The organism is Paenibacillus sp. FSL R5-0912 (assembly GCF_000758605.1).
Lineage (GTDB): Bacteria > Bacillota > Bacilli > Paenibacillales > Paenibacillaceae > Paenibacillus_AQ.
Genome location: NZ_CP009282.1, coordinates 4,374,992 through 4,400,546, shown reverse-complemented (window position 1 = coordinate 4,400,546; position 25,555 = coordinate 4,374,992). Strand labels below are relative to the sequence as shown.

The following is a 25,555-nucleotide window of genomic DNA, read 5'->3' as shown; positions in this document are numbered from 1 at the left end:
AATATCAGCCTCCTGAGTTTAGAATTTCTCGAATAAACTGCGTTCAACCCGGTTAGTGCACCACAATCCAACTACAATATAGACCAGGCTAAGTAGCAGTGCAGGCAGCATATCCGGAAATGATACCGCGTTACTGGTCAGCAGTGCTCCGCGCAGAAGCTGAAGCGAGGAGGTCAGCGGGAAGATCTCCGCTACATTTTGCAGGGAACGGGGGAGATACTGTCTTGGAAACTGGAAACCGCAGAGCAGGGTAGTTACGGCAAATAGTGTATTCTGTACGATGTATGTATCACGTGTGAACAGCATTACACTGCCCAGCACCAGCGCCATGGCATAGGTAGAGAGAATAAACAACAATGCGCCTAACAGCACGGATAGCAGGTGAGGAGAGGGGAGCCGCAGTCCGGCCAGAATGCCAAAAGCCAGTACAGTGATCAGCACAATGCCGCTGCGGTAAAATTGCTGAACGGCTGTTCCTAGAAAATAGCCATTCCGGCTTGAAGGGGAGAGCAGAAGCGCCTCAAGCGTTCCTTCCCGCCATTCGGTAATCTGCGCCCGCGATACGTTCATCATCATGCTGATGCAGAAAATATTCATAGTACCGCCAATGATGGCAAAAGCCAGATAGTTATTGGTTCCGGTATAGAGTGCGAACCTGTCATCTAAATCGCCTTGTATTAAATAGACATACGAGAAATAAGAGACCAGGACCAGATAAGCCCCTTCAATAATATGCCCTAAAGTGAAGTTCCAGGGAAAAGCCCTGAGATTGGCTCTCTGGTTCCTGAGCGCTGTTGCAATTGCGGTTTGCCACACGTGTGAACAACTCCTTATTCAGGGATCAGCTTCATTGTTCAAAATACTGCCTCTGCAGAACAATCAAGCTGTCGAACGCCTCCTTGTAACTGGAGTAAAACAAATAGTTCCCCTTGCGCTGTGAACTAACGAGTCCGGCTTCACTCAGCAGCTTGAGCTGCTTCGATACCGCTGCCTCCGAGATGCCCATTATGGGAGCAAGCTGCTTCGTGCAGTGCGGAGCCTGCCATAGCAGCTTCAGTATGCGCAGGCGCGTCGCATCGCCAAGTCCCTTGAACTGGCGCAGCAGATCCGCCGGAGGCGCTTCGCTGAAGGACAGGCCGGGAATATCGACAGCGAGCGGCAGCACAAGCCTGTCTCCGGTCCAATCGATCAGCAGATGAGGGAAGATAAAGGTGGAGGGAAGCACATAGATCAGCTGCAACTGTTCATATTCAAAATGATAGGTGACCGCCTTTTGCGCAGTGATGGTTCCTTCTGCGGCCAGCAGCCGTGGATGCAATGAATTCAGCGCCCGCTCTGCAGAACGGGAGACCAAGTCTTGAAACTCTGCGGCAGCAGTATGGATCCATGGCTGAACATACTCCCACTCTTTGCGGAAGTAGTCACGTTCATAGGTCTCCAGCGTTGTGAACAGCTGTGTGCGTACTTCTTTCAGATGCTGCAAAAGGTATCGGGCAGGTTCATCTGGCGGACCTCCGGCCGTACCGCTCCCCAGATGCAGTCCATACTGCCACTCCAGAATGGTGCCGAGAGAAACCTTGCCGTTCAGCAGCACGTGGAGAAGCTCTGTATCAGGCAATGCTTTCAGCTGCCGGATGCCCGCAAGGCTTGACGGGAACGCTCCGTTTCGCCCGGTAAGCATAAGACCCATCCAGCTGTCGGTTAACCGGCCGATAGTATGTATCCCTTCAACCAGCGAAGAAGGCATTACACTTAGCATCTCAACGGCCCACTGCAGGCGTTTGGGGTGATGCTCCGGCTGATGGAGTACATGCAGGCTGCACAGCATTTCATGATAGGGACAGGCAACCGTTTTGATCTTGCGTTGCAATTGTTGGAGTGAGCTCATCTCTTTCCTTTCCGATTAACCATTTAGTTAATCAAAAAACACTTTCGCGTAAAGTGTTCAATAGTATAAGGAGATCTCCAGAAGTTGTCAATGCCATTATTGATCCATGCCAAAAAAGGCAAACCTGCAAGCAACGCGCCTCGTTAAAAACGCGGTTGCAGGGTTTGCCTTCAATAAAATAATACATAGAGTGCAGCAATCCGTACTTAGGAGCGCTTATAGATCTCACGCATGACATGGCGCAGCTCAGGAAGGATCAGCCGCTCCATGGCAAGCTTGATTGCACCTGTAGAGCCGGGCAAGGAGAAGACTGCTGTGCTGCCGATTGTACCGGCAATGGCCCGGCTGAGCATGGCAGCGGATCCGATATCTTCGGTAAAGCTGAGCAGCCGGAAAATCTCTCCAAACCCCGGCATCGACTTGTCGAGCAAGGAAGCAACAGCTTCATAAGTGGTATCCCGGGGGGAAATGCCTGTTCCTCCGGTCAGCAGTACAGCTTCGATGCCGGAATGAACAGAGCTTTTGTAGACCAGTTCACGGATATCCTCATAATCATCCTTAATGATCGTGCGGCCGTAAACCGTATAGCCTGCTGTTTCAAGCATATTCTGGATCAGCAGTCCTCCGGTATCGGTCTCCATGGTCCGGGTGTCCGAGACCGTAATGATATAGCAAGCTACTGAATCGGGGGCTTCACGCCGGTGTTCTTCAACGGATGACATGCGAACCAGCTCCTTAATGGTGTTATGAACGGCTTGTAATCCCATGATAGGGGATGGGGAATGCAAAGACAAGTTCAGGCAGCAGCAGGCGGATACCCCGGAAGCTGCAGATGTCTTGCGTAGAGCCGTCCGTTGTAGTACACTCGCTACCATAACTGATTTTTGCGGGGAGCGATTGAACTTGGAACACACATTACCAGTTTACATATTGTCGGGATTTCTCGGCAGCGGCAAGACTACATTACTGCAGCGGCTGCTGGAGCATTGGAAAACGCAAGGCCTCCGGCCGGCGGTAATCATGAACGAGCTTGGCGAGGTTAATCTGGATGGTCTGCTGGTAGAGCAGTCTGTGCCGATGGCAGAGATGCTGGGCGGTTGTATCTGCTGTACCAGCCGGGGCGATTTAAGTACAGAGCTGACCACTCTGGTCAAAAAAGAATCACCGGATGTAGTTGTCATTGAAGCGACAGGCGCAGCGAATCCGCTGGAGATTGTGGACGCTGTTACCGAAACCTCACTATATCAGCAGGTGGAGCTGAAAGGACTGATCACGGTCGTCGATGCGGCCCATCTGTTAGAACTGTACCGTTCCCAGCAGGGGGCTACCTACCGCCTTATGCAGGAGCAGATCCGCTGCGCCTCCGTGCTTATTCTGAATAAGACAGACCGGATCAGTGCAGAGGAAGCTGAAGAGATCTCGGCGGTGCTGCGCAAATGGAATGCGTATGCAGAGATACTGCCCGCTGTACGCTGTGAGCTGGAGCCGGAAGCCCTGCTCGGCAATATCGGTGGAGTTTATTCGGAAGAACGTGGTGTAACAGAAGAGAATGAGCATAGTGAACATGATGGAGATGCCAGGCAAATGCATGCTTCGCATGATCATGTGATGGCATACACGCATTATTTCAAGAATCCGGTGAACAGCGAGGCCTTCGAACGGTTTGTTAAGGAACTGCCGCGTGACGTCTACCGGGCTAAGGGAATTGTATCCTTTAACGACACCTCGAGCCGGTTTCTGTTTCAATATGCTTACAGGGAAGCGGATTTCATGAAAATCACCCCCCAGGGCGAGGTACCTGATGTCGCCGTATTTATCGGTGAACATTTCTCTTCCAGCGAACTGCGCACAGAGCTTCTGCGGCTGGAGAAACGTCTGCTGGCAAGACCGGCTGCCGTCAAAAGAAGCCTGTAATACCTTCCCCTGAGTCCGGGGGATTGGTTCGTTCCTTTTCTTGCAGGTTAATACATAGGCATACCCTATAATAATTGCAGGAGGTTTAAGGCTATGACCCGAATTCAATATCAGGAATGCATTGATGCTTGTATGAAATGTATGGATGCCTGTAACTATAGCTATGTCTCAAGCCTGAAAGAATATGATTTGGCAGCACTAAGGGAGACCATCCAGCTTGACCGCGAATGTGCTGATATGTGTTCTTTCGCCATCCAGGCAATGACCCGCCAGAGCCCGTTCGTGGTGGAGATTCTCCGGTTATGTGCTGATATCTGTGAGCGCTGTGCGGATACGAGCAGCAGACATGAGCATATACACTGCCAGAAATGCATTGATGCCTGCCGCAGTGCGGCAATGGCCTGCAGACTGGTAAGCGGAGCTGTTGAGGTATACGCATAATACAGATTTTAAGCACTTCCTTATAAAAAAGCAGGGGCCAGACAGGTGCGGGAATCATTCTGCACCTGTCTGGTTTTTTTGTATCCGATATTCAGTAATCTGCGAAATCCAAAAGGAGAAAAGGAAGCTTCCGGCGAATGTAGTAAATAAAGAACTTTGGCTGCCATTTCGTGCGGCCGTTGCCCTAGCGTAAGTTGAAGGAGGCTATAAACGAATGTTCCTTCAGAGTACAGACAGAATTAATATGCCGGAAGACCCGGATGCACGCCCGCTTATTACACTCACCCGGGGAGCCAAGCGGTATGGAGGCCGCCCGGTTCTTCATGAAATATCAATGATTGTCCACCCTGGCACGGCGACGGCGCTCATCGGAAGGAACGGCTCCGGCAAGAGTACTCTGCTCTCCATTCTCGCGGGACTGCTGAGGCTGTCCTCCGGTGAACTTACATACGGCCGTCAAGGGCTGACTACGGGTTATGCGCCCGAAGCGTTTCCGGGACTGAAATTAACAGCAGAAGATTATCTGCACGACATGTGCCGTATTGCCGGGCTCTCCCGGGCGGCAGCGGTATCGCGGGTGAGCGAACTTCTGGATATCTTTAAGCTGGGAGCGTCCCGCAGCCACCCCCTGGCAGGCTTCTCCAAGGGCATGCTGCAGAAGGTCAATCTGATCCAGAGCCTGCTGATCCGTCCGCAGCTTCTGCTTCTGGACGAGCCCATGTCTGGACTGGATCTTCCGGCTCATCATACTCTGACCGAACTGCTGCAGGAGCTGAAGTCGGAAGGGACGGCACTGGTCTTCTCCGTGCACGAGCCTCAGACCGTACAAGCTCTGGCGGATGCCGTGTATGTGCTGCAGGAAGGGCGGATGATCCGGACAATCCATGGAGCAGAGAACCTGCGGACGGTGCCGTCAGTACATATCGTCTACACAGACCTTCCGCCAGTGGAACAACAGGCGGTAAAGGCGTTGCCTGGAGTGCTCCATATGCACCCAGTACCGGATTCTGCAGGTGCAGCCTGTACAGGATTGACTGTAGACCAGAAGATGGCAGATACTTGCCTGCAACAGATTCTTGCAGCAGGCGGTTCAATTGTTTCGGTTGAACGTCTTGGGGGCTTAAGCGGTATAACAGAGTGGATGGACCCGAAGGAAGAGAACGGGAGTGGATGCGGGTGAAGGCTCTCATCAGATATTTTTTGCGCAGCTACAGTATCTCCCAGCGGTATTTCGGTCCAATTGCCGGCATTATTATAACTGTGTTAATCTTGTATTCCTATAAGCCTAATCCTGTAATGAACAGCTACTCGGCTACGGCAGTCTTTCTATTTGTAGCCTGCTGCTGGCTGGGGTTAAGCTTTCTGAATCATGAGCATGCGGTACAGAAACAGGTGGTTATCGTCCAGCTCCGCAGTGCCCGCCGTTACAGTATCGGCGGTATTCTTACATTGGGCCTGCTCACCTTACTGCTGGATCTCTTCATTGTCATCTATCCGGTGGTGACCGGGAGTTTCAATGAACCGGCCGGACTGGACCGGATCCTGCTTGCTTTTACGGGACATGCTCTACTTGGTATGTTGGGTATTGTAGTCTCCCTGTACCTGCAGTCCTCGTGGGTGTCCAGAACCAGCTACGCCGCCGGCTTGATGCTCATCACAATCATTCTGTCCATCAGCGCCAGCAAGGTTGCTGAGCTGGTGCCCGGACCTGTTGTTCCGGTGCTGCTGCCGCCCGTATTTCCGGTGATGGATGCAATGATGAATGCGGATACGCTGCCGGTGTCAACCCTGCTTCGCGCCTATGCCCACGCGCTGGTATACATAATATTGCTGACCGGATTCTACATTTACCGCTCCGGCCGCATGGACTATAACAAAATAACATGAGCCACAAATAACCAGATCAAGAACGGGAGGAAAGATGAAGGATACACATGTACCGGAGAGTGAACAATCCAAAGAGCTATTTGCTTATTTTGGGCTGGCCGTTTATTATTGCCAGGCGCTGGAGCAGCAATTGACCAATCTGCTGCTGCTGACCAAGCTGTCACAGGGCAAAACGCCAACCGATGCAGAGATATCAGAATTGTATCAACGCAAGCTTAGCAATTCACTCGGCCAACTCATCAAAGAAATCCAGCATCACTTTCCATTCTCGGAGGAAGAAACGAGTCAGCTGCAGGCAGTATGGAAAGAACGCAACCACATTGTCCATGATTATTTCAAGGAACGGATTCAGGAGACGTTCACTCCGGCGGGACGGGCCCATATGATCCGCGAATTGAAACGGTTTAAGAACAAGGCAAGCAGACTGGAGATTAAGCTGCAGGGCTATTGTACAGAAATGTACAGCAAGCTGGGTCTTGAAGAAGAGCATATCAAGTAACGCCATCCTATCAGTTCATACCAAAGAGACTCACTCTTTACGCAGAAAAACACTGCGGATAAGAGGAGTCTCTTTACGTTGTGCGGTTATTGTGGAGAGGACAGCACGGATTCCAGTTCCTGCAGCCCGCAGGATTGGACAGTTTCCGGCGCAAACTGGATACCGGACGCTCCGGTTGAACGGGCAAGTGAAGTAAGAGCCTTGACGAGCGCGGGAAGCATGTCCGGAACAAGCGATTCTCCGGTTTCCCACCACCAGCGGACAATGGTAAGAATTCCGCTCTTCTTATTCATCACCGGTTCAAGCCGGGCGATAAAGCGGTCGCCATATAGCAGGGGAAGTACGTAATAACCGTACTCCCGCTCAAGCACAGGCTTGTATACCTCCCAGCGGTAATGGAAGCCGAACAGCTGGCGGATCAGCTCTCTATCCCACAGCAGGTTGTCGAGCGGAGCCAGCGCCGCTGCAAACGTAAGTTCCTGTGTGTCAGCGTCCGTAACAGCGGCGTCATCCAGCCGCAGTACCGCTTCCAGCTCCGGGGCATCGGATGTCCGCATGTACAGCGGGAGCTTGATGCCCTCGACCCGTACCTCGCGGAGCTTATCGCTTAGCAGCAGTCGCTGCACGGCTGCTGTCCGCTCCTTGCTCTTCAGGCCGGAGATTCCGAGCCAGCCGTCCCCGGATTTGTTCCATTGCAGCCCGATGCTGCCGATCCGTCGCAGTACATACCAATCATGGTGCTGCTCCATGGTTACATTCGGGTCGCTTGTGCTGAGCAGTCCGGCCGGTAGCAGCTTAGCCGTAAAATCATAATAACGGCGGGTATGCACCCGGTGGTGTATGGAGAGCTCTCCCCAGAAATACATGCTCTCCATTGCTGCCCTGGATAGTCTCGCCGGAGCCCAAGACCAGTCGATCTTCTCTTTGCTCTCCAGATCAAGCGAAGAGAGCGGACCCCGTGAGTTCAGTTCTTCACGGACATGGGTGACCATGGCAGCCATGGCTTCATTGTCCTGATGCCTGGCGGCGGCTTCTCTGCGCCGCTGGAAATAAGGCCAGTCCTCTGTGCAGTAGATCGACATATTCTTGTCCCAGCCGTCAATCAGCAGCCTGTCCTTATAGAGCAGCTCCGTGGCCATTTCCGGCCGGAATCCCGGGAGTCTGGCCTGCAGCACAAGCTCATGATTATGTCCGGCTATACTCAGCGGATCATATTGAATACAGCCCACGTGGCGGACGAATTCGTGGATGCTCATCTTACCCTCCTTCAGTCCTCCCGTGACCAGCCGCTGGTGACGCAGCAGGAACAGCCGGGCTTGCCGCTTGCTCAGACTATAGGTTATCAAGTCCTTCACCCCATCCCTATGTATTGCTTTCCATTATACGGAACAAATGTTCTGAACTCAAGTGAAAGAGCCCCCCTGAAGCTTCTACAGCATCAGGGGGGCTTGTTAATCAGCAGAGAGGATGGCTGAACCTCAAAGATTAAATCTGCTCCAGTGACGGACGCAGTCCGGCAGCGGAAGTGGAAGAGGAGACAGGGTCTGGGGCTGGTGCATCCGTACCGTTACCGGCACCGGCACCCAGCTGAAGCTGATACATGCGGAAGTAACGTCCGCCCAGCGCCATCAGCTCATCATGGCTGCCCCGTTCAACAATCTCGCCCCGGTGCAGCACCAGAATCTGGTCTGCGCTGCGGATGGTGGACAGCCGGTGGGCAATGATGAATGTGGTCCGGCCCTTCTTCAACACCTCCAGCGCCTGCTGGATGATACTCTCCGTTTCGGTATCGATGTTGGAGGTCGCTTCATCCAGAATCAGAATCGCAGGATCGAACGACAACGCTCTGGCGAAGGAGATCAGCTGCCGCTGGCCAGCGGATAATGTGCTGCCTTTCTCAATTACCGGTTCGTCGAAGCCTTGCGGCAGATGGGACAGCAATTTGTCAGCCCCTACTTCACGCAAGGCACGCTCTACACGTTCCCGGCTGATGCGTTCATCCCCGAGACTGACATTCGAGGCAATCGTTCCGGTGAAGAGGTAAGGGTCCTGCAGCACAATGCCCATATGGCTGCGCAGCCACTGTTTCGGCAGATCCTTGACCTCCTGGCCGTCAATAGTGATACTTCCGGCTTGCGGATCATAGAAGCGGAACAGCAGATTGATGATCGAGCTTTTGCCCGAGCCGGTATGACCGACCAGAGCGACAGTCTCGCCCGGACGCGCTTCGAAGGAGATATCACGCAGGACGAAGTCTTTTTTGTAGGCGAAGGATACATCCTTGAAGACCACATCACCTTTATAACGCGGCATCGAACCGTCGGTTACCGGCTCACCAGGCTCATCCATCAGCGTGAAGACGCGCCCTGCGGATACCATCGAGCTGTCGAGGTTCGCCAGCTGGTTGACCATTCCTGTAATCGGCTGGAACATCCGTCCCAGTACGTCAACGAAAGCGTAAAGAACGCCCAGGGATACGAAGGTTGAACCGTCGAGACTGCCGAAGCCGAAATACCACAGCACGAGCACGAAGGAGAGACTGCGCAGGGAGTTCACCAGGTTGTGAGACGTGAAGGCATTCAGGTTAAGCATTTTGTTCTGGTATTTCAGATAGTCATCATTCAGCTGTTCAAATTCGCTACTACTCTGCTTCTGACGGCGGAAGATCCGGATAATGGACATTCCTTGAATGGATTCATTGATAATGGCATTGATCTCACTAAGGCGTGAGCGGATGATCGTATTGTATTTCGTTGCAATTTTGCGGTAGAGCACAATCCAGACAATGATAATCGGCACGATGAACAAGCTGACTAGCCCCAGCTTCACGTCCAATAGGAAGAGGGCGACATATACACCCGTAATATTAATAATCCCTGTTGCGAAGTTGGACAATACAGCAATGAACAGATCTTTGACCGCTTCCGTATCATTGGTGACCCGGGACACCACCTTGCCTGCAGGCAGATTATCGAAGAAATGCACCGGGAGGCGCTGGATATGGGCATACACATCCGTCCGCAGCTTGCGGATGACCTGATTGGCTGACGATTGCAGCCAGTAGGTTTTGCCGAACTCCGCAATTATGGAGATGACGAGGAACATGGCGTATAGAGCGACTAGTTTATAAATCCCGGGGAACTCTGGTTTGTAGAATGAAAACAGGTCATCAGCCGACAGCCTGACGGCCGGATAGATCGTCGCCTGATCGCCATATTGGATACGCAGGTTCCCGTCCGAGAAGCTCCGCTCGCCTTCAGTCTGGGCTACAGCTTCATTAATGAAATAGAAGCTTCTGCCAGCCTGAAGCAGGCGGATTTCCTGGCCTTTGACTTCATCTGCGGCAAACCGGTCACCGCGCTTGTAATAGTTGTTGTTATATTCAGCAGCATCTTCAGGCGAAGCAGTCACGAAATAAGGCTGCTCAATCGCGAGCAGGTGATTGTCAATCATACTCTTGGCGATGAAAGGCCCCGCCAGTTCAGCCGCTACCCCGATGGTGAGGAGCAGAAGGGCTGCTATGAATGTTTTTTTGGCAGTCAGTGCGTACTGCAGCAGACGTTTGCCTGTACTCTGTGTCAACGGTGACACCTCCTATATTTCAGAACATTAGAATGGATATGATGCACGTGAAAACGTATTTTTTGGGTTATTCATTCGTCAGGTTATTCTCAACCTGCTGACGGTCGAACTGCTCACGGTACCAGCCGTTCAATTCAAGCAGCTCCTGGTGGGTACCCCGTTCCGTAATATGTCCTCCGTCAAGCACCACGATCAGATCGGCGTGTTCAATAGCCGAGAGGCGGTGGGTGGAGATGAGCGTGGTTTTACCGCTGCGCTCTTCACGGATGTTCTCGATGATCTTGGCTTCTGTCCGCGCGTCAACAGCAGACAGTGCATCATCGAGAATCAGAATATCCGGATTAGAGATGAAGGCTCTGGAGATTGAGACCCGTTGCTTCTGTCCTCCGGACAGGGAAACACCGCGTTCGCCAACCATCGTGTCGAGCCCGTCGGACAAGGTGCCGAGGTCATTTTGGAATGCTGCAGCCGTTATAGCCTGCATAATGAGCTCATCGCTGGCTCCCGAATGGCCGAACTGTATGTTCTCGCGTACCGATTTGGAGAACAGAATCTGCTCCTGCGGCACATAGCCCATCCAGCTGTGCAGCTGATCCAGGGCAATCTGCCCGATCGGAACACCTGAGATCAATATCTCACCCTGGCCGGTCGGATATTCATGCAGCAGCTGTTTCAGCAGAGTCGATTTGCCGCTGCCGGTCCGTCCAACCACACCGAGTGTCTGGCCCTGCGACAAGGAAAGGCTGACTCCGCTCAGGTTGTCGATGGTTGAGGTCGGATAACGGAAGGTCACATCCTTCAGTTCAATAGATGACGGATGTTCTACGGGTGTTGGGTGAGGGACATCCTGCACATCAGGTTTGGCATGCAGTGTCTCATCGATCCGCTCCAGCGAGGCGCCGCCGCGCTGCATAATGTTAATCAGCTCGCCGATGGCGAACATCGGCCAGACAATCATGCCGAGATACATATTGAAGGAGACAAGATCTCCAAGTGTGATCTGATTGCGGAAGACCAGATTGATTCCGTAGGTCAGTGCAATAATATAACTGAGGCCAACGCAAAAGCGGATAGTCGGCTCGAAGAAAGCATCGACCCGGGCTACGGCCATATTCTTGCGGTACACATCTTCGGTGATATCAGAGAAACGCTTCTCATCCTGGCGTTCCTGCACATAGGCACGGATAACGCGGATACCGGATACGGATTCGAGCACCTGATCGTTCATGTCACCGAAAGCATCCTGCGCCAGACTGTAGCGGTCGTGAATGGCTTTGCCGTAGAAGACCATAGCTATCGCGATCAGCGGAAGCGGGATAACTGCGGCAAGTGTCAGCTTCCAGCTGACCAGGAACCCCATGGCGAACAACACTACTGTCAGATAGACTGTCGAATCGACGAGGGTCAGCATACCAAAGCCTACGGTAGCTGATACCGCACGGATATCATTGGTGGCACGGGCCATCAGATCACCGGTGCGGTTGCGCTCGAAGAAAGCCGGTGTCATCGTCATGAGATGATTCATGAAACGCGAGCGCAGCAGGCGCTCCACCAGGTTTGAACCTCCGAACAGCTTGTGCATCCATATGTAGGTGATCCAGTAAATAATTAGCAGCATGAGCACGATCATGCCAATATATTTCATCAGTGAACCTGCAGTAATGGCGCCGCTGACAATATCGTCGATGGCGTTACCGAGGAGACGCGGAGGCAGCAATTCAAGCACACCTACCACAATTAGGAGTATAAGGCCTATAGCATAGCGCCTTTTTTCCCGGCGGAAGAACCAGCCGAGATCGCGGAGAACGGAGAACAAGGGAAATCCCTTCCTTTCGTGTTGAGAATGTTGTTTGCCGGCTTGGGTAAGGAAATTGTGGGGCTGTAGAACAATGGATAACTCTCTCAAAGCATGCAAAAAAGCGTACCATCCGAAAACGGATGATACGCCTGTCATTTACGGCTATCATGTCCACGGTGCTTGTCGCAGCACAGAGACATGGAAGAGAATTGCTTAGCCTGAATTCATACGGTACGCGTAACACGCATGATACTCAGGAATTATCCATTACTCGGGCTGCTTCGGTATTCAGTTGTGTGGATTTGCCGACAATAGTTAGGAAATATGCTGGAACAATAGTAAACACCGCGCTCACCCTTTCTTTGATTTGATTTTGGTAATAACTTGAAGACGCTTCGTTATGTTCCGAGTTTATCATCACCCTTCAAGAATTGTCAAATGTAATTTTGAACAAATTGCGAATAAGCTGTATGATAAAATAAACTTATGCGGGAGGAGTGGAGAGATGAACATGTTAATTAGTCCGGAAGCTGCCGCCTGGTTCAAGAGAGAGCTGAGCCTCCAGAATGGAGCGTATGTCCGTATATTTCCCCGGTATAGCTCAGGGGGCGGACTGCATCCCGGATTCTCGCTGGGAATAGCTACAGAACCGCCGGGCCGTCCCGCTGTTCAGTTCGAGCAGGGAAGCCTTATTTTCTATATGGAAGAGCAGGATCTGTGGTACATGGAGGGGTATAGCCTGTCGATTGTCTATTCGGAGGCTGAGGATGATATCGAGTATAAGTATGAGTCTGTGCCGGTCGCCGGAGGGGTAAAGGAATAACCCGGAAGTAAGGAATGGTGCAGGCCCCATTACGGTGAAAGATGTAAAAATCCCTTGCCATGAGGCAAGGGATTTTACGTGAGAACGCATTAGCGGATAGGCATTCCGCCTACATCATCTGCTGCAGCATCAATGAGAACTGCGGAATGTTTCTTCTTCCATCGCGAACTCGAAATCATCAATATCAAACACCTGTACCGGCACTCCGCCTTCGATGATACGCTGAATCAGCTCGAATTGGTCGGTGAGAATCGGTACCTGTTCACGCTGGGAGGCCAGGAGCAGTTCCGTCTCGATCGGATCAAAGGTTTCTCCGTAGGAAGCGTTGTCCAAGCTGTTGATGATAGTAATCTGCGCCTGTCCTCCGAGCAGAATGCCGGAGCTTTTGGCCCACGGGACATTAAGGCAGCGGTTGATCTTCTTGGAATTAAGCGGTTCCTCGAAATAGTTGATCAGCTCGCGGATTCTCAGCTTCACATGCTGGTCATCGTCAGCGTGGCTCATCACCGGCTCATCACTGTCCCGTAGTTCGTACAATTCCATAATTGTAGTGTAAGGCACTATATATTCTACAGGGCTCCGCGGTGCGAGAAGCTGGCCGTAAATCGCCATCATGACGGCTTCCGTCACAAATTGTCTGGGCATCATTATCCTCCTGGATTTCAGGTACTGCGATCGTAACTAATAAAATTATAAAAACACTGCGGAGCGCAAATGTCAACAGTGTCCGGGTAAACCAATTAACGGGAAAGGGCGTAAGAGGCTGTGAAACAATGGAAATCTTATTATACCTTCGTACGGCCTTACATGAAATGGATTGTGCTCACATTAATTATCGGGATGATCAAATTCAGTATTCCGCTGACGCTGCCGATGATTTTGAAGTATGTAGTAGATGATCTGCTGGGCAACCCTGCGTTAACCATTGCTGAACGGGTGTCCAAGCTGATGATCGTGCTCAGCGGCGCATTTGTGCTGTTCGTGATTATCAGAGGTCCGGTAGAGTATTACCGCCAGTATTTTGCCCAGCTGATTACAAGCAAGATCCTCTTCGATATGCGCAATAAGCTGTATGGACATATGCAGCGACTGTCGCTGCGTTATTACCAGAATACCAAAGTGGGCGAGGCAATCTCCAGATTTATTAACGATGTGGAGCAGTCGAAGAATCTCGTTGAGGTCGGAATGATGAATGTCTGGCTGGACATGTTCACGCTGCTCTTTGCACTCGGGTTCATGTTCTACCTGAATCCGGTGCTGGCGCTGGTCTCGATTGCGATTCTGCCGCTGTACGGCATTGCCGTGAACACCCTGTATAAGCGGCTCAAGCTGCTTACCAAGGACAGGTCCCAGGCGCTTGCAGTTATTCAGGGCTACTTGCATGAACGGATTCAGGGGATTGCGGTGATCCGCAGCTTCACTATGGAACGGGTGGATCAGCAGCAGTTCAAGGATATTAACGGCAGATTTCTGGAAAAAGCGATGGCGCAAACGCGCTGGAACGCTTTTACCTTCGCGATTATCAACACCTTGACGGATATCGCGCCGCTCCTCGTCATTGGATATGGGGGGTACCAGGTGATCCAGGGTAATCTGACTCTGGGAACCTTCGTAGCCTTCTTCGGATACCTGGACCGCATGTATGCACCGCTCCGCCGGCTGATTAATTCCTCGACTGCGCTGACCCAGGCTTCTGCTTCGCTGGAGCGGGTGATGGAGCTGATGAACGAGCCTTATGATATCGTAGACGCCCCAGGGGCGAAGCCGCTGCTGGCACCCGCAGGAGAGATTGAATTCAGCGAGGTATGGTTCAAGTATAACGATGAGAATGAGTGGGTTCTACGCGATATTAATCTGCGTATTGCTCCGGGGCAGACGGTGGCTTTTGTCGGGATGAGCGGGGGCGGCAAGTCCTCGCTGATCAGCCTGATTCCGCGGTTCTACGATATCAGTGAAGGCAGCCTGCGGATGGACGGGCAGGATATCAGAGGGCTGACACAAGAGAGTCTGCGCAAGGCAGTGGGCATGGTGCTGCAGGATAACTTCCTGTTCAGCGGCTCCGTGCGGGATAATATTCTGTTCGGTAATCCGCAGGCAGGGGAGCAGGAGGTCATTGCAGCGGCGGTGTCGGCTAATGCCCATGATTTCATCATGCAGCTGCCGGAAGGCTATGATACGGAGGTAGGAGAGCGCGGAGTGAAGCTGTCCGGAGGCCAGAAGCAGAGAGTGGCGATAGCGCGCGTATTCCTGAAGGACCCCAAAGTGCTGATTCTGGACGAAGCCACCTCAGCGCTGGATCTTGAATCAGAGCATCTGATTCAGCAGTCGCTGCAGGCCCTTTCCTCAGAACGGACCACACTGATTGTGGCTCACAGACTGTCTACCATAACCTATGCCGATCTGATAGTTGTGCTGGAGAACGGGGCCGTTACTGAACGCGGAACCCATGAACAGCTGATGGTGCTGGAGGGCAGCTATGCACGCCTGTTCAATGTCCAGCGGCTGGATGGTTAGCAGGGTCCCCAAGCGACAGCAGAGCGCAACTTATTAGGCAGGACAACAAACAGGCTGCATACTCCACCCGATTAGGTGAAGATGCAGCCTGTTTCATTTGTGGCTGGGTTCAGATCCGTCCAATCAGCAGCGACAGGATACCGGCGGCAATCAGCGGACCAACCGGCACGCCTTTGAAAAAAGCGACGCCGATGACGGTGCCAATCAGCAGCCCGGCCACAATCGTCGGCTGGCTGCCCATAAGCACCGCGCCGCGACCGCCGAGATAGGCGACGAGAATCCCGATGCCGATTGCGGCCAGCGATTTCCAGTGCAGGAACGATTGGCCGATCGTCTGCAGCGAGATTTTACCGCTGGCCAGCGGTGTCATCACTCCGATGGTGAGGATGATGATGCCGACGGTAAGCCCGTATTTCTCCAGCCAGGGAAAAGCCTGCTGCAGGCCCAGCACCCGTATCAGCAGCAGAACGACCATGGCAATCGTGACCGGAGAATTGCTGCTGATAATCCCCAGTGCGGCCAGACCCAGCAGCAGTAACGAGGTCATATCCATAGCTTAGAAGCACTCCTTCTCTAAGAAAGCCTTTTGCTCATTATATGATCGGCAATCAGTTTGCCGTGCCCGCGACCGCTCTCGATGAATACCTCATTGGCATTCCGTCCGGACGCGATAACGCCTGCGACATAGATACCGGGAATATTGCTCTCCATCGTAGAAGGATTGAAGTCAGGTTTATCCAGGGAATCATCCATCAGCACACCTGCCGAGGATAATAGGGTTCTGCTCGGACGGAAGCCGGTCATGGCAAGGACGAAGTCATTATCCAGGATGCGGGTCTCCCCGCTGCTAGCCGTGACTACTGCAGAAGACGGGGTGATTTCCGTTACCCGTGACTCCAGATGGAGCGCAATGTTCCCTTTCTGGACCATGCTCTCAAAAATCGGACGCACCCATGGCTTAATATTCTCCGAAATACTGCTTCCGCGGTAGACCATATCCACCTTGGCACCGACCCGGATGAGCTCCAGAGCGGCATCAACCGCTGAGTTGCTTCCCCCGATGACGGCAACCTTCATGCCGGAATATGGATGGGCTTCACCGAAATAATGGGTTACTTTGGATAGCTCTTCCCCGGGAATCCCGATCATATTCGGCTGGTCGAAATAACCGGTTGAAATGACTACATTCGCGGCGTTATGGTGCTGCTCTTCTCCGCGCTTGTTGCGTGTATGTACGATGAAGCTGCCATCCTCCTGCGGCAGAACGGACAGTGCCTCCTCATAGGCGGCGATGTCGAGGTCATGCTGCGCGGCTGCGCGGCGGTAATAGACCAGGGCTTCATGGCGGTACGGCTTGTCGTTTGGGGAGGTGAAGGGCACATCTCCGATTTCAAGCAGCGGGGTTGTACTGAAGAACTGCATATTCGTCGGATATAAATAAATAGAATGGACGATGAAGTTCTTCTCAATGATCAGGCTGGAGAGCCCCTGGCGCTGGCATTCTATAGCTGCAGACAGTCCGCAGGGACCCGCACCGATAATAATAACGTCTTTCATAATAGCTGCATCCTTTCGGGTAAGTATTCTTTTCAGTAAATGGTACCTTATATTTTAGATTTATGCCATTCCCCGGTGTTTCCAGTAACAAAAGCATTGCTCAATCATTGAAAAAGGTATATAATTAGATATATATCTAAACACAATGCAGCAGATAACAGTATTTATTTTTATAAAATAGGGTTTATGAATGTTCAAATGTCTATAGGAGCGTGTTCCGATGCAGTTAGATAAAATTGTTGCTTACCATAAAGCGTTATCCGATCCGACCCGGCTGCGGATTCTGCTGCTTTTGTCCAAAGGCGAGGTTCACGGACATGCGCTGGCCGAGAAGCTGAACCTGTCACAGCCCACCGTAACCCATCATGCCGCCAAACTGCGCGAAGCTGCGCTGATCTTGGAGAGAAGAGATAAGAATACGGTATATTTCAAGCTGAATCCTGAGTTTATTCAGGCAGGCTCAGAGGCCTCGCTGAAATTTATTTTTGCCAAGGGGGTGGAAGAGATGGAGGAAGCGTCGCCGGAGAGCAGTCTGAAGGAATCGGTGCTGCGTAATTTTTTTGCGAAGGACGGACGCCTGCGGCAGATTCCCGCACAGTATAAGAAGAAGCTGATCGCCCTACAGTATATGGTGGAGAAGCTGGAGCCGGGTGTAGTCTATTCCGAAAAAGAGATCAATGAATTCATTAAGCCGTTTCACGAGGATTATGCGACGATCCGCCGGGAGTTCATTATGCATCAATTCATGTACCGGGAGAACGAGAAGTATGAGCTGAATCCGCCCGAGTTGTGGACTCACTGGGAAAATGTCAAATAATGATCTAATAAATGGGGATTTTGTGTGACAAGTTCGAATCTGCTGATTAAATGTTTGAATAACGAATAAAATGGAATTGTAAGCGTTATCTGACATAAACTTCGAAAGGAGACTTTCAGTATGATATTCAAACGCGCCAAAAAAAATATGCCGTCTGTTCATCTCACCGTTACCTTGCCGCAAGTCAAGCAGGCTGTTAGGCAATTTGAAGAAGATATGCCTGCGCCGATTAACCGCACTGCTCTGATTATGGACGATAAAAGTATTGATCTTAATCGGCTTAAACGATATTTGGGCGGGGTCCCGCAACAGAAGTTCTATATGTCCCGCGAAACCTTTGAAATCTTTGAGGAAGCTGACAAGCTGGTACCGTATTATCTCGATATGGTGCAGTCGGCTGTAGACAACTATATCAGTGATACGGGCAAGCTCCCGCTGCTAGAAGATGCCTGGCTGCCAGAAGTTCATTACCGGCTGCTCTCCACGGAACGTTATCTCAAGGAAACGCCGCCATTCCCGCTTTACATTACGGAAGAGGAAATGATGCTTACGCATCGCGCAGAGCATTTTGAATCTTAGGCGTTCCGGACCTGAATCTGAAAATAGAGGCCATCCTGTGGAAGAAGCGGTTGTTCTTCTTAACAGAATGGTCTTTTCTTTGTTCCCCGGTGCATAGTACAATGAATTTCTGATGTTGGATCATAGAAATTGATGAAATAAGGGGAACGAAAGAATGAAGGAAGTACAAGCTTTACTGTTTGACCTCGACAATACGCTGATGGACCGTGATCAGACCTTCCGCAGCTTCAGTATGAAATTTGTACAGGATTTCCTCGGGCATCTGGAAGGGGAAGAGGCCGCGCAGGTGGTTGAAGATATGATTATCAGAGATGCTGACGGTTACCGTGATAAGGATGGCTTTTTTGCAGAACTAAGCGAAGTTCTCCCTTGGCAGACTGTGCGGTCGGCAGAGGACATCCGGAAATACTACGACGAAACATATATTCACCACGGGGCAATCATGAAGCATGCGGTGGCGACACTGGAATATTGCCAAGGCCGCGGCTATCCGCTGGGACTGGTAACGAATGGCAGCAGGGATATTCAATATAGCAAAATCGATCTGCTCGGTCTGCGCCGCTATTTCCGTACCATCGTTATTTCTGGAGAAGTCGGAATCAGCAAACCGGACCCTCAGATTTACCGGCTGGCCTTGGAACGTCTAGGTTCAACGGCAGACCGGACCCTGTTCATAGGGGACCATCCGGTGAATGATATCTGGGGGGCAGTCCGGGCCGGAATGGATACCATCTGGCTGAAGCGTAACCATGCCTGGGATGAGTCGCTGAACGTGCAGCCGGTGGCCACTATTCATGAGCTGAATGAGCTTGAAGGCATTATTTAATTCGAATTTGTTAAAAAATTCAAGAGAGCCTGTTGACAAACAGCTGGCAGCGCGTTTATCATAACAGCATATTAGTTCGGAAGGAGACGATGTCAAATGACAGTTTATACCGTGTTATCAGGATCAGTTGCAACTGTTGTGGATACGTGTCTTCCGGGAACAGCGGCTGTGGAATAAGATTCCCAGCTTAGCGGGTAAGCTCTAAGATGCCTTTTAGAGCCGCCGGGAACCGTATCGGTTCCGGCGGCTTTTTTGCGTGCATTGCCAGGTGTATATTCATGCGCTTGAATATATCCTGGTCTGTGGCACGCCCAGAAATCTGAGTCAGCTCTCCTTACGTGGGGAGTACTTCAGCTTTTTGTTCGATTCCGCCGCCGGAACCTTTGGGTTCCGGCGGTTTTTTTGTTGAAACAGCAGCCATTATATGCTGCACGCAGTAAATGATGTGCTGTGCTAAAAGGATTGGATGGGTTACTGATTCCCGGAAATACACTTGAATGATTAAGCAGGCTAGTGAAGCTATTGGTTTAGAATTGAATATTTGAGAAAAGAGAAGGAGTGGCGGAGGGGGATTTTGGGCTGGAGGAGCGGTAGCGTTCGCCTTTAGGTTTGGATTTCCACCGTGAACTCGGTGATAAATCATGAAATCCAAACCTAACAGCGGCCGAAAGCCCAAATATCCACCGCAGTGGCGGCTGATCCTAAATCTCAAAAAAGGAAATATTTAAAGCTTAATACGAAGCAATAACCAGGAGGATTTGTATGAATATAGAACAGTATGGCTGGAACGATGAATGGAAAAATAAGTGGACAGAGAAGCTGCAGCAGCTCGAGGCCAGGATACTTGAGCCGGGCCGTATTGTCGGTGATTTCGGCAGCAAGTACCGGGTTATCGCAAGCACAGGAGAGATCTGGGGAGAGTTATCCGGCAAGCTCAGACATACCTTGACCGGGTCCGGTGATTATCCGGCGGTTGGTGATTGGGTGGTTCTGGCCATGCAGGACGGCGGGGAGCATGCTGTGATTCATGGCATCCTGCCCCGCCGCAGCGTAATTTCGCGCAAGGTGGCAGGGGTGACGCAAGAGGAACAAATCGTTGCCTCCAACGTCGATACCCTGTTCCTGGTCAGCGCCTTGAACGATGATTTCAATGTACGGCGGATGGAGCGTTATCTGATTATGGCCTGGAACAGCGGGGCAAATCCGGTGATTCTGCTGACCAAGGCAGATCTCTGTTCGGACGCGGCGGATAAAATTGCCGAGATGCAGCGGGCGGCTCCCGGGGTAGCTGTACATGCGGTCAGCGCACTGCTCGGCGATGGGCGGGAGGAACTGCTGCCTTATATCGGCCGCGGTCAGACCGTAGCCCTGACCGGTTCCTCCGGCTGCGGCAAATCAACGATGGTCAACTGGCTCAGCGGACAGAATCTGCAGCTTACCCAGGATATCCGTGAAGGGGACAGCCGCGGGCGGCATACGACCACACACCGTGAGCTGTTTGTCCTGCCGGATGGCGGCATCATTGTGGATACGCCGGGGATGCGTGAGCTGCAGCTGTGGGAAGATGAGGGAGGCCTGGATCTGGCCTTCGGTGACATCAGCTCGCTCGCGGCAGACTGCCGCTTCAGTGACTGCCGCCATATTCGGGAGGAAGGCTGCGCGGTGCTTGAGGCAGTAGCAAGCGGTGCACTGGATGAGAAACGGCTGCTCAATTACCGCAAGACGCAGAAGGAACTGCAGTTCCAGAACAGCAAGGAAGTGAAGCAGAAGCGCAAAACCGTAGCTGCCTCCTCCAAAAGTACACCTCCGCGTGCCAAAGGCAGCAGCTGGCAGCGGGTATTGGAAGAGTATTAAGCCTTTCCGGAGCACAAAAGAGGCCCTGCAGCTGACGTAACAGCTGCAGGGCCTCTTCCTGTAGGGTCCGGCGGGTGTCCCGGAGGATGCACCGACGGATCTATATATAAATAAAAGTCCGGTTGATGTTATGGCAGATGCCTGATAAAAGTGCGGGGTTCTAAAGGTGAAACCGGACTTTTAGCGCTGGCGGATTAGAACGATACAGCTGCAGTTTTTGCCAATTGCAGACCGGTAGCGATAATTTCAGCGGATTTCTGCGGGTTCTGGTTGTGTCCTTCAACGATAACTTGTGTAGTTTCCTTGAAGCCCCAGAAGTTCAGGTTACCCATGATGAAGTTAACAGCCATTTCAGCACTTGCTGCCGGGCCTTCGGAGTACACGCCGCCTCTGGCGTTCAGTACAGCTGCTTTTTTGCCTGTCAGCAATCCTACAGGACCTTCAGCAGTATATTTGAAGGTGGTGCCGGCCTGGTTCAGGTAATCGATGTAAGTGTGCAGTACAGCCGGAACAGTCATGTTCCAGAGCGGGAAGGCGAATACCACTTTATCAGCGGCCAGGAACTGGTCCAGATATTTCTTAACTAGAGCGGCGCCGGCAGCTTCTTCAGGAGTTGCTTCGAAGCCTTGTGCTGCTTTGTATACGCCTGTAATCAGCGTATTATCGTAGTATGGAAGTTGTTCAGCGAACAAATCCAATTCAGTAACTTCATCCTGCGGATGGGATTCTTTGTAGCTCGCCAGGAACTCATTATAGAGCTGAACACTTACAGATTGCTCGGCTGGGCGGTTATTTGCTTTGATAAACAGGACATTAGACATTATGATTTCTCCTTAAATATATATTTAATATTAACTATAGATAATATAGCATTTAATAAATTGTTTGTAAATATCCGTCGGATAATATTTTTATTTTGCCGACACAAACAGGCTTTTTTTTGCACAGATACCATATCTCCTGATCCAGGAATCCATTCACAGAAGAACCGTCAATATGTAGTAAGACTAATTTCGCAGCTGTTTGCAGCAGCGATATTGGCTGGTTTAAGCCATCCGGGACCCGGTTATATAGGTGTTACAAGGAGACAAGGAAATGATTTCCTCTCTCTACAACAGGATTCCGATCCCATTCCAAAGGAGCGATTGACATGTCCATTGACCGGTTTATTATTAAGAAATTGGACAACTGTCACGAAGAGCATACCCGGCGCAACCTGGTGAAGTTGTTCAAGCTGCGGATTCAAAAGGCTGAGAATGAAGAGAAACGGAAACTCAGGATTGGCTGAGGCAGAGCATTCACTGATCATACAGAGCATTATATAGAGAGGGCACATTCCTGGATGCAGGCGTGTGCTTTTTTGTATGGTTTTCACCGGATCTGCATCAAGTACATATTCAGGCAAAAAAATATCCCTCTATTAATAGAGGGATAAAGCCAGTGAATCATTTTCACTATAACTGTGCAATATAGCTTCTGAGCCTTTAATTTCGATACTGATCAGAGAATTCAAACATTTCTGCAGGGCGTTTTTCCCCTTTTGAATTTTGAGCTCCAGTGTGCTGTTAAGCAGTCGAAGTACTTTTTGGGTAGGCTGTTTGTTTTCTGTTGTGAAATATACTGGTACAAGCTTGTTCTGAAATGTGATGAGCATTCTCATTTTGAAATCACCTCGCTAAAAGTATTTCATGGTATTGATCTTACCCTGCATTTCTTAATTTTACCTTAAAATTAGCTTATGATAACATAAAGATTGCAAGTTTTATAGTTTTACCGTTATTTGAAAGCCACTCATTGACAATAAATTTCAGATTTATGGGAATAGGGAAGGATATATGGATGTGAAAACTCAAGATGTAATCTGTTTAGCACAGTTTCTGTTCCCCGGTGAAACAGAGCGGAAAGTGGTGGCGGATATCCTGCAGACAGTCTCTGGCGCAGTAGGGATTTGCAGGGTGAAGTATTTGGAAGGCGAAACTTCGCAGGATGTATGCATGCAAATACATAAAGATAAAATAGTTGTTACCGGTATACTGGAAGAAGACCCCTTCGGTTATGAATTGAAGGAGCCAAGTGAGATGAAGCGCGCCTGTTATTATCTTTTTAACTGCTTTGAATATGCAGAGACCCGCATGGTGTCTGTTCCTGCACTCTTCCTGTCCAGAAGCAGGTATGAGGAGATTAAACAACAAGCAGGGTCCTGCAGTTTGTGTATGCTGGCTGAGTACCTGGGGGAGGAGACAGGTGATTTGGCCAGTTCAACTGAACTGGCCAAGGTTATGTTAGGCCCGGAAATGACCGGAGAACTGCGGTTATGCTCCCGAACTGGCAGCGGCTGGAGCCTTCAGCAGGCTTCATATTTTGAGAACGCTGCTGGCGGCTGGCTCCTTCGGATGAGCTCCGAGCCCACGCGGGACTATCTGATCGCCGCTCCGCTCACGAAGGCGGAGCTGTGCTGCGCCTTTTATGAGTGGGTCATGCATTCTACTCCGATTTTTACTCCAGAATAACTGTTGTGTAAGCAGGAAGTGTGAGTCCGCCGCTGCCGAGTGCAGCCTTGCCGCCAACTGTCCGGAGGATACCAGCGTATATAATGCCTCCAGTTCCGCTATGAAGCTGCATCGTCTGTGCCGATCCCGTTAAGTTATGAATAACAAGGACCTGCTGCCTGGCGGTTATCCGTTCATAAGCCATTATTCCCCCGTTCCCGGAAGGGTAATCACGTATGTCCCCGTCTCGCAGGGCCGGCACCTCTTCCCGCAGCTGAATAAGCTCGCGATAGCGCACCAAAAGTGAACCCATGCGCTTTTGCTGGCTCTCTACATCGGCCCCGGGATTCGCAGCGTTATTGCTGCCCGGCTCCCACGAAGTCTGACCTGTATCCAGTCCGTCCGGCGTCCATTTCATGGGCTCGCGGATGCCTTCATCCGGCTTCACACCCAGCAGTCCGATCTCTTCCCCATAATAGATAAATGGATTACCCGGCAGGGTCAGCAGCATGGCTGCCGCCATTGCGGCATGATCTGGCTGATTCTCAAGCTGGCTCATGACCCTGTTCTGATCATGATTGGTCAGGAAAATCGCATCTGTGAAAGCACCGCCTGAGAGTTGCGAATACAGCTTGTAGGTCCGTTCCAGGGTGAACGCGGCTCCGCTGTCTTTCTCCGTTTGAGCCGAATGGACCAGCGTTTCAGCAAGCCCGAAGTTAAATCCGGAATTGAAGGCCTGATCTAGATAGGCCCCTACGGACACAGCGGAATTCTCCCAGACCTCACCTACGATATAAGCCTGCGGATTCACCCCGTTCATGGCTGTGCGGAATTCCTGCCACCAGGCTACATTCTTGGCTGTTGTCGCAGTGCTTTTGTCCGAAAGAAGATCCTCATAAATATGCTTTGCAGCATCCAGACGGAACCCGTCGACGCCTTGTTCCAGCCAGTAGGTACCGATGCTCTTCATTTCTCGGCGGACCTCAGGATTATCGAAGTTGAGATCCGGCATTCCCTCCCAGAAAGTCCCCATATAATGGCTTCCCCGCAGAGCATGCCACGGACTGCCGCTGCCGGCAGCACTGGTTCCACTGACCGGGCGGTTCTGATCTTCTGCCCAGATATACCAGCTGCGGTATTGGCTGCCTAGATTCCTGGCTGAATCCACAAACCAGGGATGAGCCTTGGACGTATGGTTCACCACCAGATCCATAATTACCTTGATGCCCCGTTTATGTGCCTCCTTGATCAGTGTCTGCATATCTTCGAGCGTTCCATAGTCCGGATTAATACTCCGGTAATCGGTTACATCATAACCGTGATAGCTGGGCGAGGGGTTAACCGGCATCAGCCATATTCCTCCTACACCCAGATCCTCATGGGTCCCCGGGTCGCCGTCATTTAAATAATCCAGTTTCTCCGTGATCCCCTGCAGATCACCGATACCATCCCCGTCAGAATCGTAGAAGGAGCGGACGAAGATTTCATAAAATACGGTGGAAGGCTGCTCGTCTACAGCTGCATTCGGATTAGCGGCAGGTTGCCCAGCGCCGTTGTTCTGTATTCCTGTCCCTGATTCCGGTTCTGTACTGTGAACGGGGGAGGAAGGTTGTGCGGATGAGACACCGGCAGCTTGATTTCCGCCTGTGCGCGCAGTACTGCTGCAACCGGCCAGCAGCACCGCAGCCAGGCCAGTGATTGCTAAGGCATGCACCAAACGGGTTGTTGGCATAACTGATGAAGAACGAGACATAGAATTAAAACTCCTTTCAGGCATTCGGGATATTTCGCTTCATTATATGTAACTTCGTAAGCGCTTTATTGTTACATCTTATTGGAAACCCTACTATTGGTAAAACGTTTGCACAACCTGAATATTGATATATACTGTCATAGGATCGGTTTTGACCAAGTTAATCTGGAGTTATCGCTTTAATGCTTTGATTTAGTCTGTTTTATTACCTGATATGACCATTATATTAATGCCTATCCGGAAAATCGACCGAAAATATATACAAATCGCTTTATAGAATGCAGTTTTTTTGTGCAAACGATAGCAATACAGGTCTTTAACCTTTCGGCGGGCA

At 51.2% G+C, this 25,555-nt stretch carries 25 protein-coding genes; 13 read left to right on the top strand and 12 right to left on the bottom strand.

Going from position 1 to position 25,555, the window contains the following annotated elements:
* Nucleotides 1-18 precede the first annotated feature (18 nt).
* From R50912_RS18520 to R50912_RS18510, 3 genes are all read right to left on the bottom strand, one after another.
* The gene (locus R50912_RS18520) at nt 19-816 is read right to left on the bottom strand and encodes an ABC transporter permease (protein ID WP_042236977.1); all 798 of its coding nucleotides are present in this window, start codon (nt 814-816) and stop codon (nt 19-21) included.
* Between the two features lie 31 nt (nt 817-847).
* On the bottom strand, nt 848-1,888 hold the full coding sequence (locus tag R50912_RS18515; protein ID WP_081956566.1) for an ArsR/SmtB family transcription factor: 1,041 nt from the start codon (nt 1,886-1,888) through the stop codon (nt 848-850).
* Between the two features lie 206 nt (nt 1,889-2,094).
* Nucleotides 2,095-2,610, bottom strand: coding sequence for a MogA/MoaB family molybdenum cofactor biosynthesis protein (locus tag R50912_RS18510; RefSeq protein WP_042236973.1), 516 nt, complete (start codon nt 2,608-2,610; stop codon nt 2,095-2,097).
* 181 nt (nt 2,611-2,791) lie between these two features.
* Here R50912_RS18510 and R50912_RS18505 point away from each other — a divergent pair, with 181 nt between their 5' ends.
* The 5 genes from R50912_RS18505 (at nt 2,792) to R50912_RS18485 (ending at nt 6,629) form a co-directional block, all read left to right on the top strand.
* A complete protein-coding gene (locus R50912_RS18505) occupies nt 2,792-3,802 on the top strand; it encodes a CobW family GTP-binding protein (RefSeq protein ID WP_042236970.1) in 1,011 nt (336 codons plus the stop codon).
* 93 nt (nt 3,803-3,895) lie between these two features.
* On the top strand, nt 3,896-4,243 hold the full coding sequence (locus R50912_RS18500) for a four-helix bundle copper-binding protein (RefSeq protein WP_042236968.1): 348 nt from the start codon (nt 3,896-3,898) through the stop codon (nt 4,241-4,243).
* Nucleotides 4,244-4,457: 214 nt separating this feature from the next.
* Nucleotides 4,458-5,423: an ATP-binding cassette domain-containing protein gene (locus tag R50912_RS33375; protein WP_052416485.1), complete on the top strand. Its 966-nt coding sequence runs from the start codon at nt 4,458-4,460 to the stop codon at nt 5,421-5,423.
* A complete protein-coding gene (locus R50912_RS18490; protein WP_156123190.1) occupies nt 5,420-6,130 on the top strand; it encodes a hypothetical protein in 711 nt (236 codons plus the stop codon). Before R50912_RS33375 ends, R50912_RS18490 begins: the two co-directional genes overlap by 4 nt.
* A gap of 34 nt (nt 6,131-6,164) precedes the next feature.
* Nucleotides 6,165-6,629, top strand: a complete 465-nt coding sequence (locus R50912_RS18485) for a hypothetical protein (protein ID WP_042236964.1) — start codon at nt 6,165-6,167, stop codon at nt 6,627-6,629.
* Nucleotides 6,630-6,715: 86 nt separating this feature from the next.
* Here R50912_RS18485 and R50912_RS18480 read toward each other — a convergent pair whose 3' ends face one another.
* The 3 genes from R50912_RS18480 to R50912_RS18470 form a co-directional block, all read right to left on the bottom strand.
* The gene (locus tag R50912_RS18480) at nt 6,716-7,975 is read right to left on the bottom strand and encodes a winged helix-turn-helix domain-containing protein (RefSeq protein WP_042236963.1); all 1,260 of its coding nucleotides are present in this window, start codon (nt 7,973-7,975) and stop codon (nt 6,716-6,718) included.
* Nucleotides 7,976-8,114: 139 nt separating this feature from the next.
* Nucleotides 8,115-10,211, bottom strand: coding sequence for an ABC transporter ATP-binding protein (locus tag R50912_RS18475; protein WP_156123188.1), 2,097 nt, complete (start codon nt 10,209-10,211; stop codon nt 8,115-8,117).
* 67 nt (nt 10,212-10,278) lie between these two features.
* Nucleotides 10,279-12,027 carry an ABC transporter ATP-binding protein gene (locus tag R50912_RS18470; protein WP_042236958.1) on the bottom strand — a complete coding sequence of 583 codons (1,749 nt, stop codon included), beginning with the start codon at nt 12,025-12,027 and terminating at the stop codon, nt 10,279-10,281.
* Between the two features lie 487 nt (nt 12,028-12,514).
* Here R50912_RS18470 and R50912_RS18465 point away from each other — a divergent pair, with 487 nt between their 5' ends.
* Nucleotides 12,515-12,832, top strand: coding sequence for a HesB/YadR/YfhF family protein (locus R50912_RS18465; RefSeq protein WP_042236956.1), 318 nt, complete (start codon nt 12,515-12,517; stop codon nt 12,830-12,832).
* 129 nt (nt 12,833-12,961) lie between these two features.
* Here R50912_RS18465 and R50912_RS18460 read toward each other — a convergent pair whose 3' ends face one another.
* A complete protein-coding gene (locus R50912_RS18460; RefSeq protein WP_042236954.1) occupies nt 12,962-13,477 on the bottom strand; it encodes a hypothetical protein in 516 nt (171 codons plus the stop codon).
* A 120-nt stretch (nt 13,478-13,597) separates the two neighbouring features.
* Here R50912_RS18460 and R50912_RS18455 point away from each other — a divergent pair, with 120 nt between their 5' ends.
* Complete coding sequence (locus R50912_RS18455) at nt 13,598-15,346, top strand: ABC transporter ATP-binding protein (RefSeq protein ID WP_042236953.1); 1,749 nt, start codon at nt 13,598-13,600, stop codon at nt 15,344-15,346.
* A gap of 109 nt (nt 15,347-15,455) precedes the next feature.
* Here R50912_RS18455 and R50912_RS18450 read toward each other — a convergent pair whose 3' ends face one another.
* Together R50912_RS18450 and R50912_RS18445 are read right to left on the bottom strand one after the other, a co-directional pair.
* Nucleotides 15,456-15,899 (bottom strand): DUF441 domain-containing protein, encoded by a 444-nt coding sequence (locus tag R50912_RS18450; protein WP_042236951.1) that lies wholly within the window; start codon nt 15,897-15,899, stop codon nt 15,456-15,458.
* Nucleotides 15,900-15,919: 20 nt separating this feature from the next.
* The gene (locus R50912_RS18445) at nt 15,920-16,903 is read right to left on the bottom strand and encodes a YpdA family putative bacillithiol disulfide reductase (protein ID WP_042236949.1); all 984 of its coding nucleotides are present in this window, start codon (nt 16,901-16,903) and stop codon (nt 15,920-15,922) included.
* Nucleotides 16,904-17,123: 220 nt separating this feature from the next.
* Here R50912_RS18445 and R50912_RS18440 point away from each other — a divergent pair, with 220 nt between their 5' ends.
* The 4 genes from R50912_RS18440 to rsgA all read left to right on the top strand — a co-directional run bounded on the left by R50912_RS18440 (nt 17,124) and on the right by rsgA (nt 20,979).
* A complete protein-coding gene (locus tag R50912_RS18440; protein WP_042236947.1) occupies nt 17,124-17,720 on the top strand; it encodes a DUF2087 domain-containing protein in 597 nt (198 codons plus the stop codon).
* A 120-nt stretch (nt 17,721-17,840) separates the two neighbouring features.
* Complete coding sequence (locus tag R50912_RS18435; protein ID WP_042236946.1) at nt 17,841-18,299, top strand: DUF3939 domain-containing protein; 459 nt, start codon at nt 17,841-17,843, stop codon at nt 18,297-18,299.
* A gap of 154 nt (nt 18,300-18,453) precedes the next feature.
* The gene (locus R50912_RS18430) at nt 18,454-19,125 is read left to right on the top strand and encodes an HAD family hydrolase (protein ID WP_042236943.1); all 672 of its coding nucleotides are present in this window, start codon (nt 18,454-18,456) and stop codon (nt 19,123-19,125) included.
* A gap of 762 nt (nt 19,126-19,887) precedes the next feature.
* The gene (rsgA, locus tag R50912_RS18425; RefSeq protein WP_042236941.1) at nt 19,888-20,979 is read left to right on the top strand and encodes a ribosome small subunit-dependent GTPase A; all 1,092 of its coding nucleotides are present in this window, start codon (nt 19,888-19,890) and stop codon (nt 20,977-20,979) included.
* A 194-nt stretch (nt 20,980-21,173) separates the two neighbouring features.
* Here rsgA and R50912_RS18420 read toward each other — a convergent pair whose 3' ends face one another.
* The gene (locus R50912_RS18420; protein ID WP_042236940.1) at nt 21,174-21,800 is read right to left on the bottom strand and encodes an FMN-dependent NADH-azoreductase; all 627 of its coding nucleotides are present in this window, start codon (nt 21,798-21,800) and stop codon (nt 21,174-21,176) included.
* A 329-nt stretch (nt 21,801-22,129) separates the two neighbouring features.
* Here R50912_RS18420 and R50912_RS35630 point away from each other — a divergent pair, with 329 nt between their 5' ends.
* Nucleotides 22,130-22,267: a hypothetical protein gene (locus tag R50912_RS35630; RefSeq protein ID WP_197072941.1), complete on the top strand. Its 138-nt coding sequence runs from the start codon at nt 22,130-22,132 to the stop codon at nt 22,265-22,267.
* Between the two features lie 132 nt (nt 22,268-22,399).
* Here the strand turns inward: R50912_RS35630 and R50912_RS18415 are convergent, their stop codons facing one another.
* Nucleotides 22,400-22,639 (bottom strand): hypothetical protein, encoded by a 240-nt coding sequence (locus R50912_RS18415; RefSeq protein WP_039310083.1) that lies wholly within the window; start codon nt 22,637-22,639, stop codon nt 22,400-22,402.
* Between the two features lie 181 nt (nt 22,640-22,820).
* On the opposite strand from R50912_RS18415, the gene R50912_RS18410 reads away from it, so the two are divergent.
* Nucleotides 22,821-23,489 carry a hypothetical protein gene (locus R50912_RS18410; RefSeq protein WP_156123186.1) on the top strand — a complete coding sequence of 223 codons (669 nt, stop codon included), beginning with the start codon at nt 22,821-22,823 and terminating at the stop codon, nt 23,487-23,489.
* Here the strand turns inward: R50912_RS18410 and R50912_RS18405 are convergent.
* The gene (locus R50912_RS18405; protein ID WP_042236936.1) at nt 23,476-25,221 is read right to left on the bottom strand and encodes an alpha-amylase family glycosyl hydrolase; all 1,746 of its coding nucleotides are present in this window, start codon (nt 25,219-25,221) and stop codon (nt 23,476-23,478) included. The two genes, R50912_RS18410 and R50912_RS18405, sit on opposite strands and share 14 nt — an antisense overlap.
* Nucleotides 25,222-25,555: the final 334 nt, after the last annotated feature.

Coding starts and splice junctions, on each gene's coding strand:
- R50912_RS18515 (WP_081956566.1), bottom strand. CDS start 1,888: ATGAGCTCACTCCAACAATTGCAACGCAAGATCAAAACGGTTGCCTGT.
- R50912_RS18510 (WP_042236973.1), bottom strand. CDS start 2,610: ATGTCATCCGTTGAAGAACACCGGCGTGAAGCCCCCGATTCAGTAGCT.
- R50912_RS18500 (WP_042236968.1), top strand. CDS start 3,896: ATGACCCGAATTCAATATCAGGAATGCATTGATGCTTGTATGAAATGT.
- R50912_RS33375 (WP_052416485.1), top strand. CDS start 4,458: ATGTTCCTTCAGAGTACAGACAGAATTAATATGCCGGAAGACCCGGAT.
- R50912_RS18485 (WP_042236964.1), top strand. CDS start 6,165: ATGAAGGATACACATGTACCGGAGAGTGAACAATCCAAAGAGCTATTT.
- R50912_RS18465 (WP_042236956.1), top strand. CDS start 12,515: ATGAACATGTTAATTAGTCCGGAAGCTGCCGCCTGGTTCAAGAGAGAG.
- R50912_RS18460 (WP_042236954.1), bottom strand. CDS start 13,477: ATGCCCAGACAATTTGTGACGGAAGCCGTCATGATGGCGATTTACGGC.
- R50912_RS18450 (WP_042236951.1), bottom strand. CDS start 15,899: ATGGATATGACCTCGTTACTGCTGCTGGGTCTGGCCGCACTGGGGATT.
- R50912_RS18445 (WP_042236949.1), bottom strand. CDS start 16,903: ATGAAAGACGTTATTATTATCGGTGCGGGTCCCTGCGGACTGTCTGCA.
- R50912_RS18440 (WP_042236947.1), top strand. CDS start 17,124: ATGCAGTTAGATAAAATTGTTGCTTACCATAAAGCGTTATCCGATCCG.
- R50912_RS18435 (WP_042236946.1), top strand. CDS start 17,841: ATGATATTCAAACGCGCCAAAAAAAATATGCCGTCTGTTCATCTCACC.
- R50912_RS18430 (WP_042236943.1), top strand. CDS start 18,454: ATGAAGGAAGTACAAGCTTTACTGTTTGACCTCGACAATACGCTGATG.
- rsgA (WP_042236941.1), top strand. CDS start 19,888: ATGAATATAGAACAGTATGGCTGGAACGATGAATGGAAAAATAAGTGG.
- R50912_RS18420 (WP_042236940.1), bottom strand. CDS start 21,800: ATGTCTAATGTCCTGTTTATCAAAGCAAATAACCGCCCAGCCGAGCAA.
- R50912_RS35630 (WP_197072941.1), top strand. CDS start 22,130: ATGTCCATTGACCGGTTTATTATTAAGAAATTGGACAACTGTCACGAA.
- R50912_RS18415 (WP_039310083.1), bottom strand. CDS start 22,639: ATGAGAATGCTCATCACATTTCAGAACAAGCTTGTACCAGTATATTTC.
- R50912_RS18405 (WP_042236936.1), bottom strand. CDS start 25,221: ATGTCTCGTTCTTCATCAGTTATGCCAACAACCCGTTTGGTGCATGCC.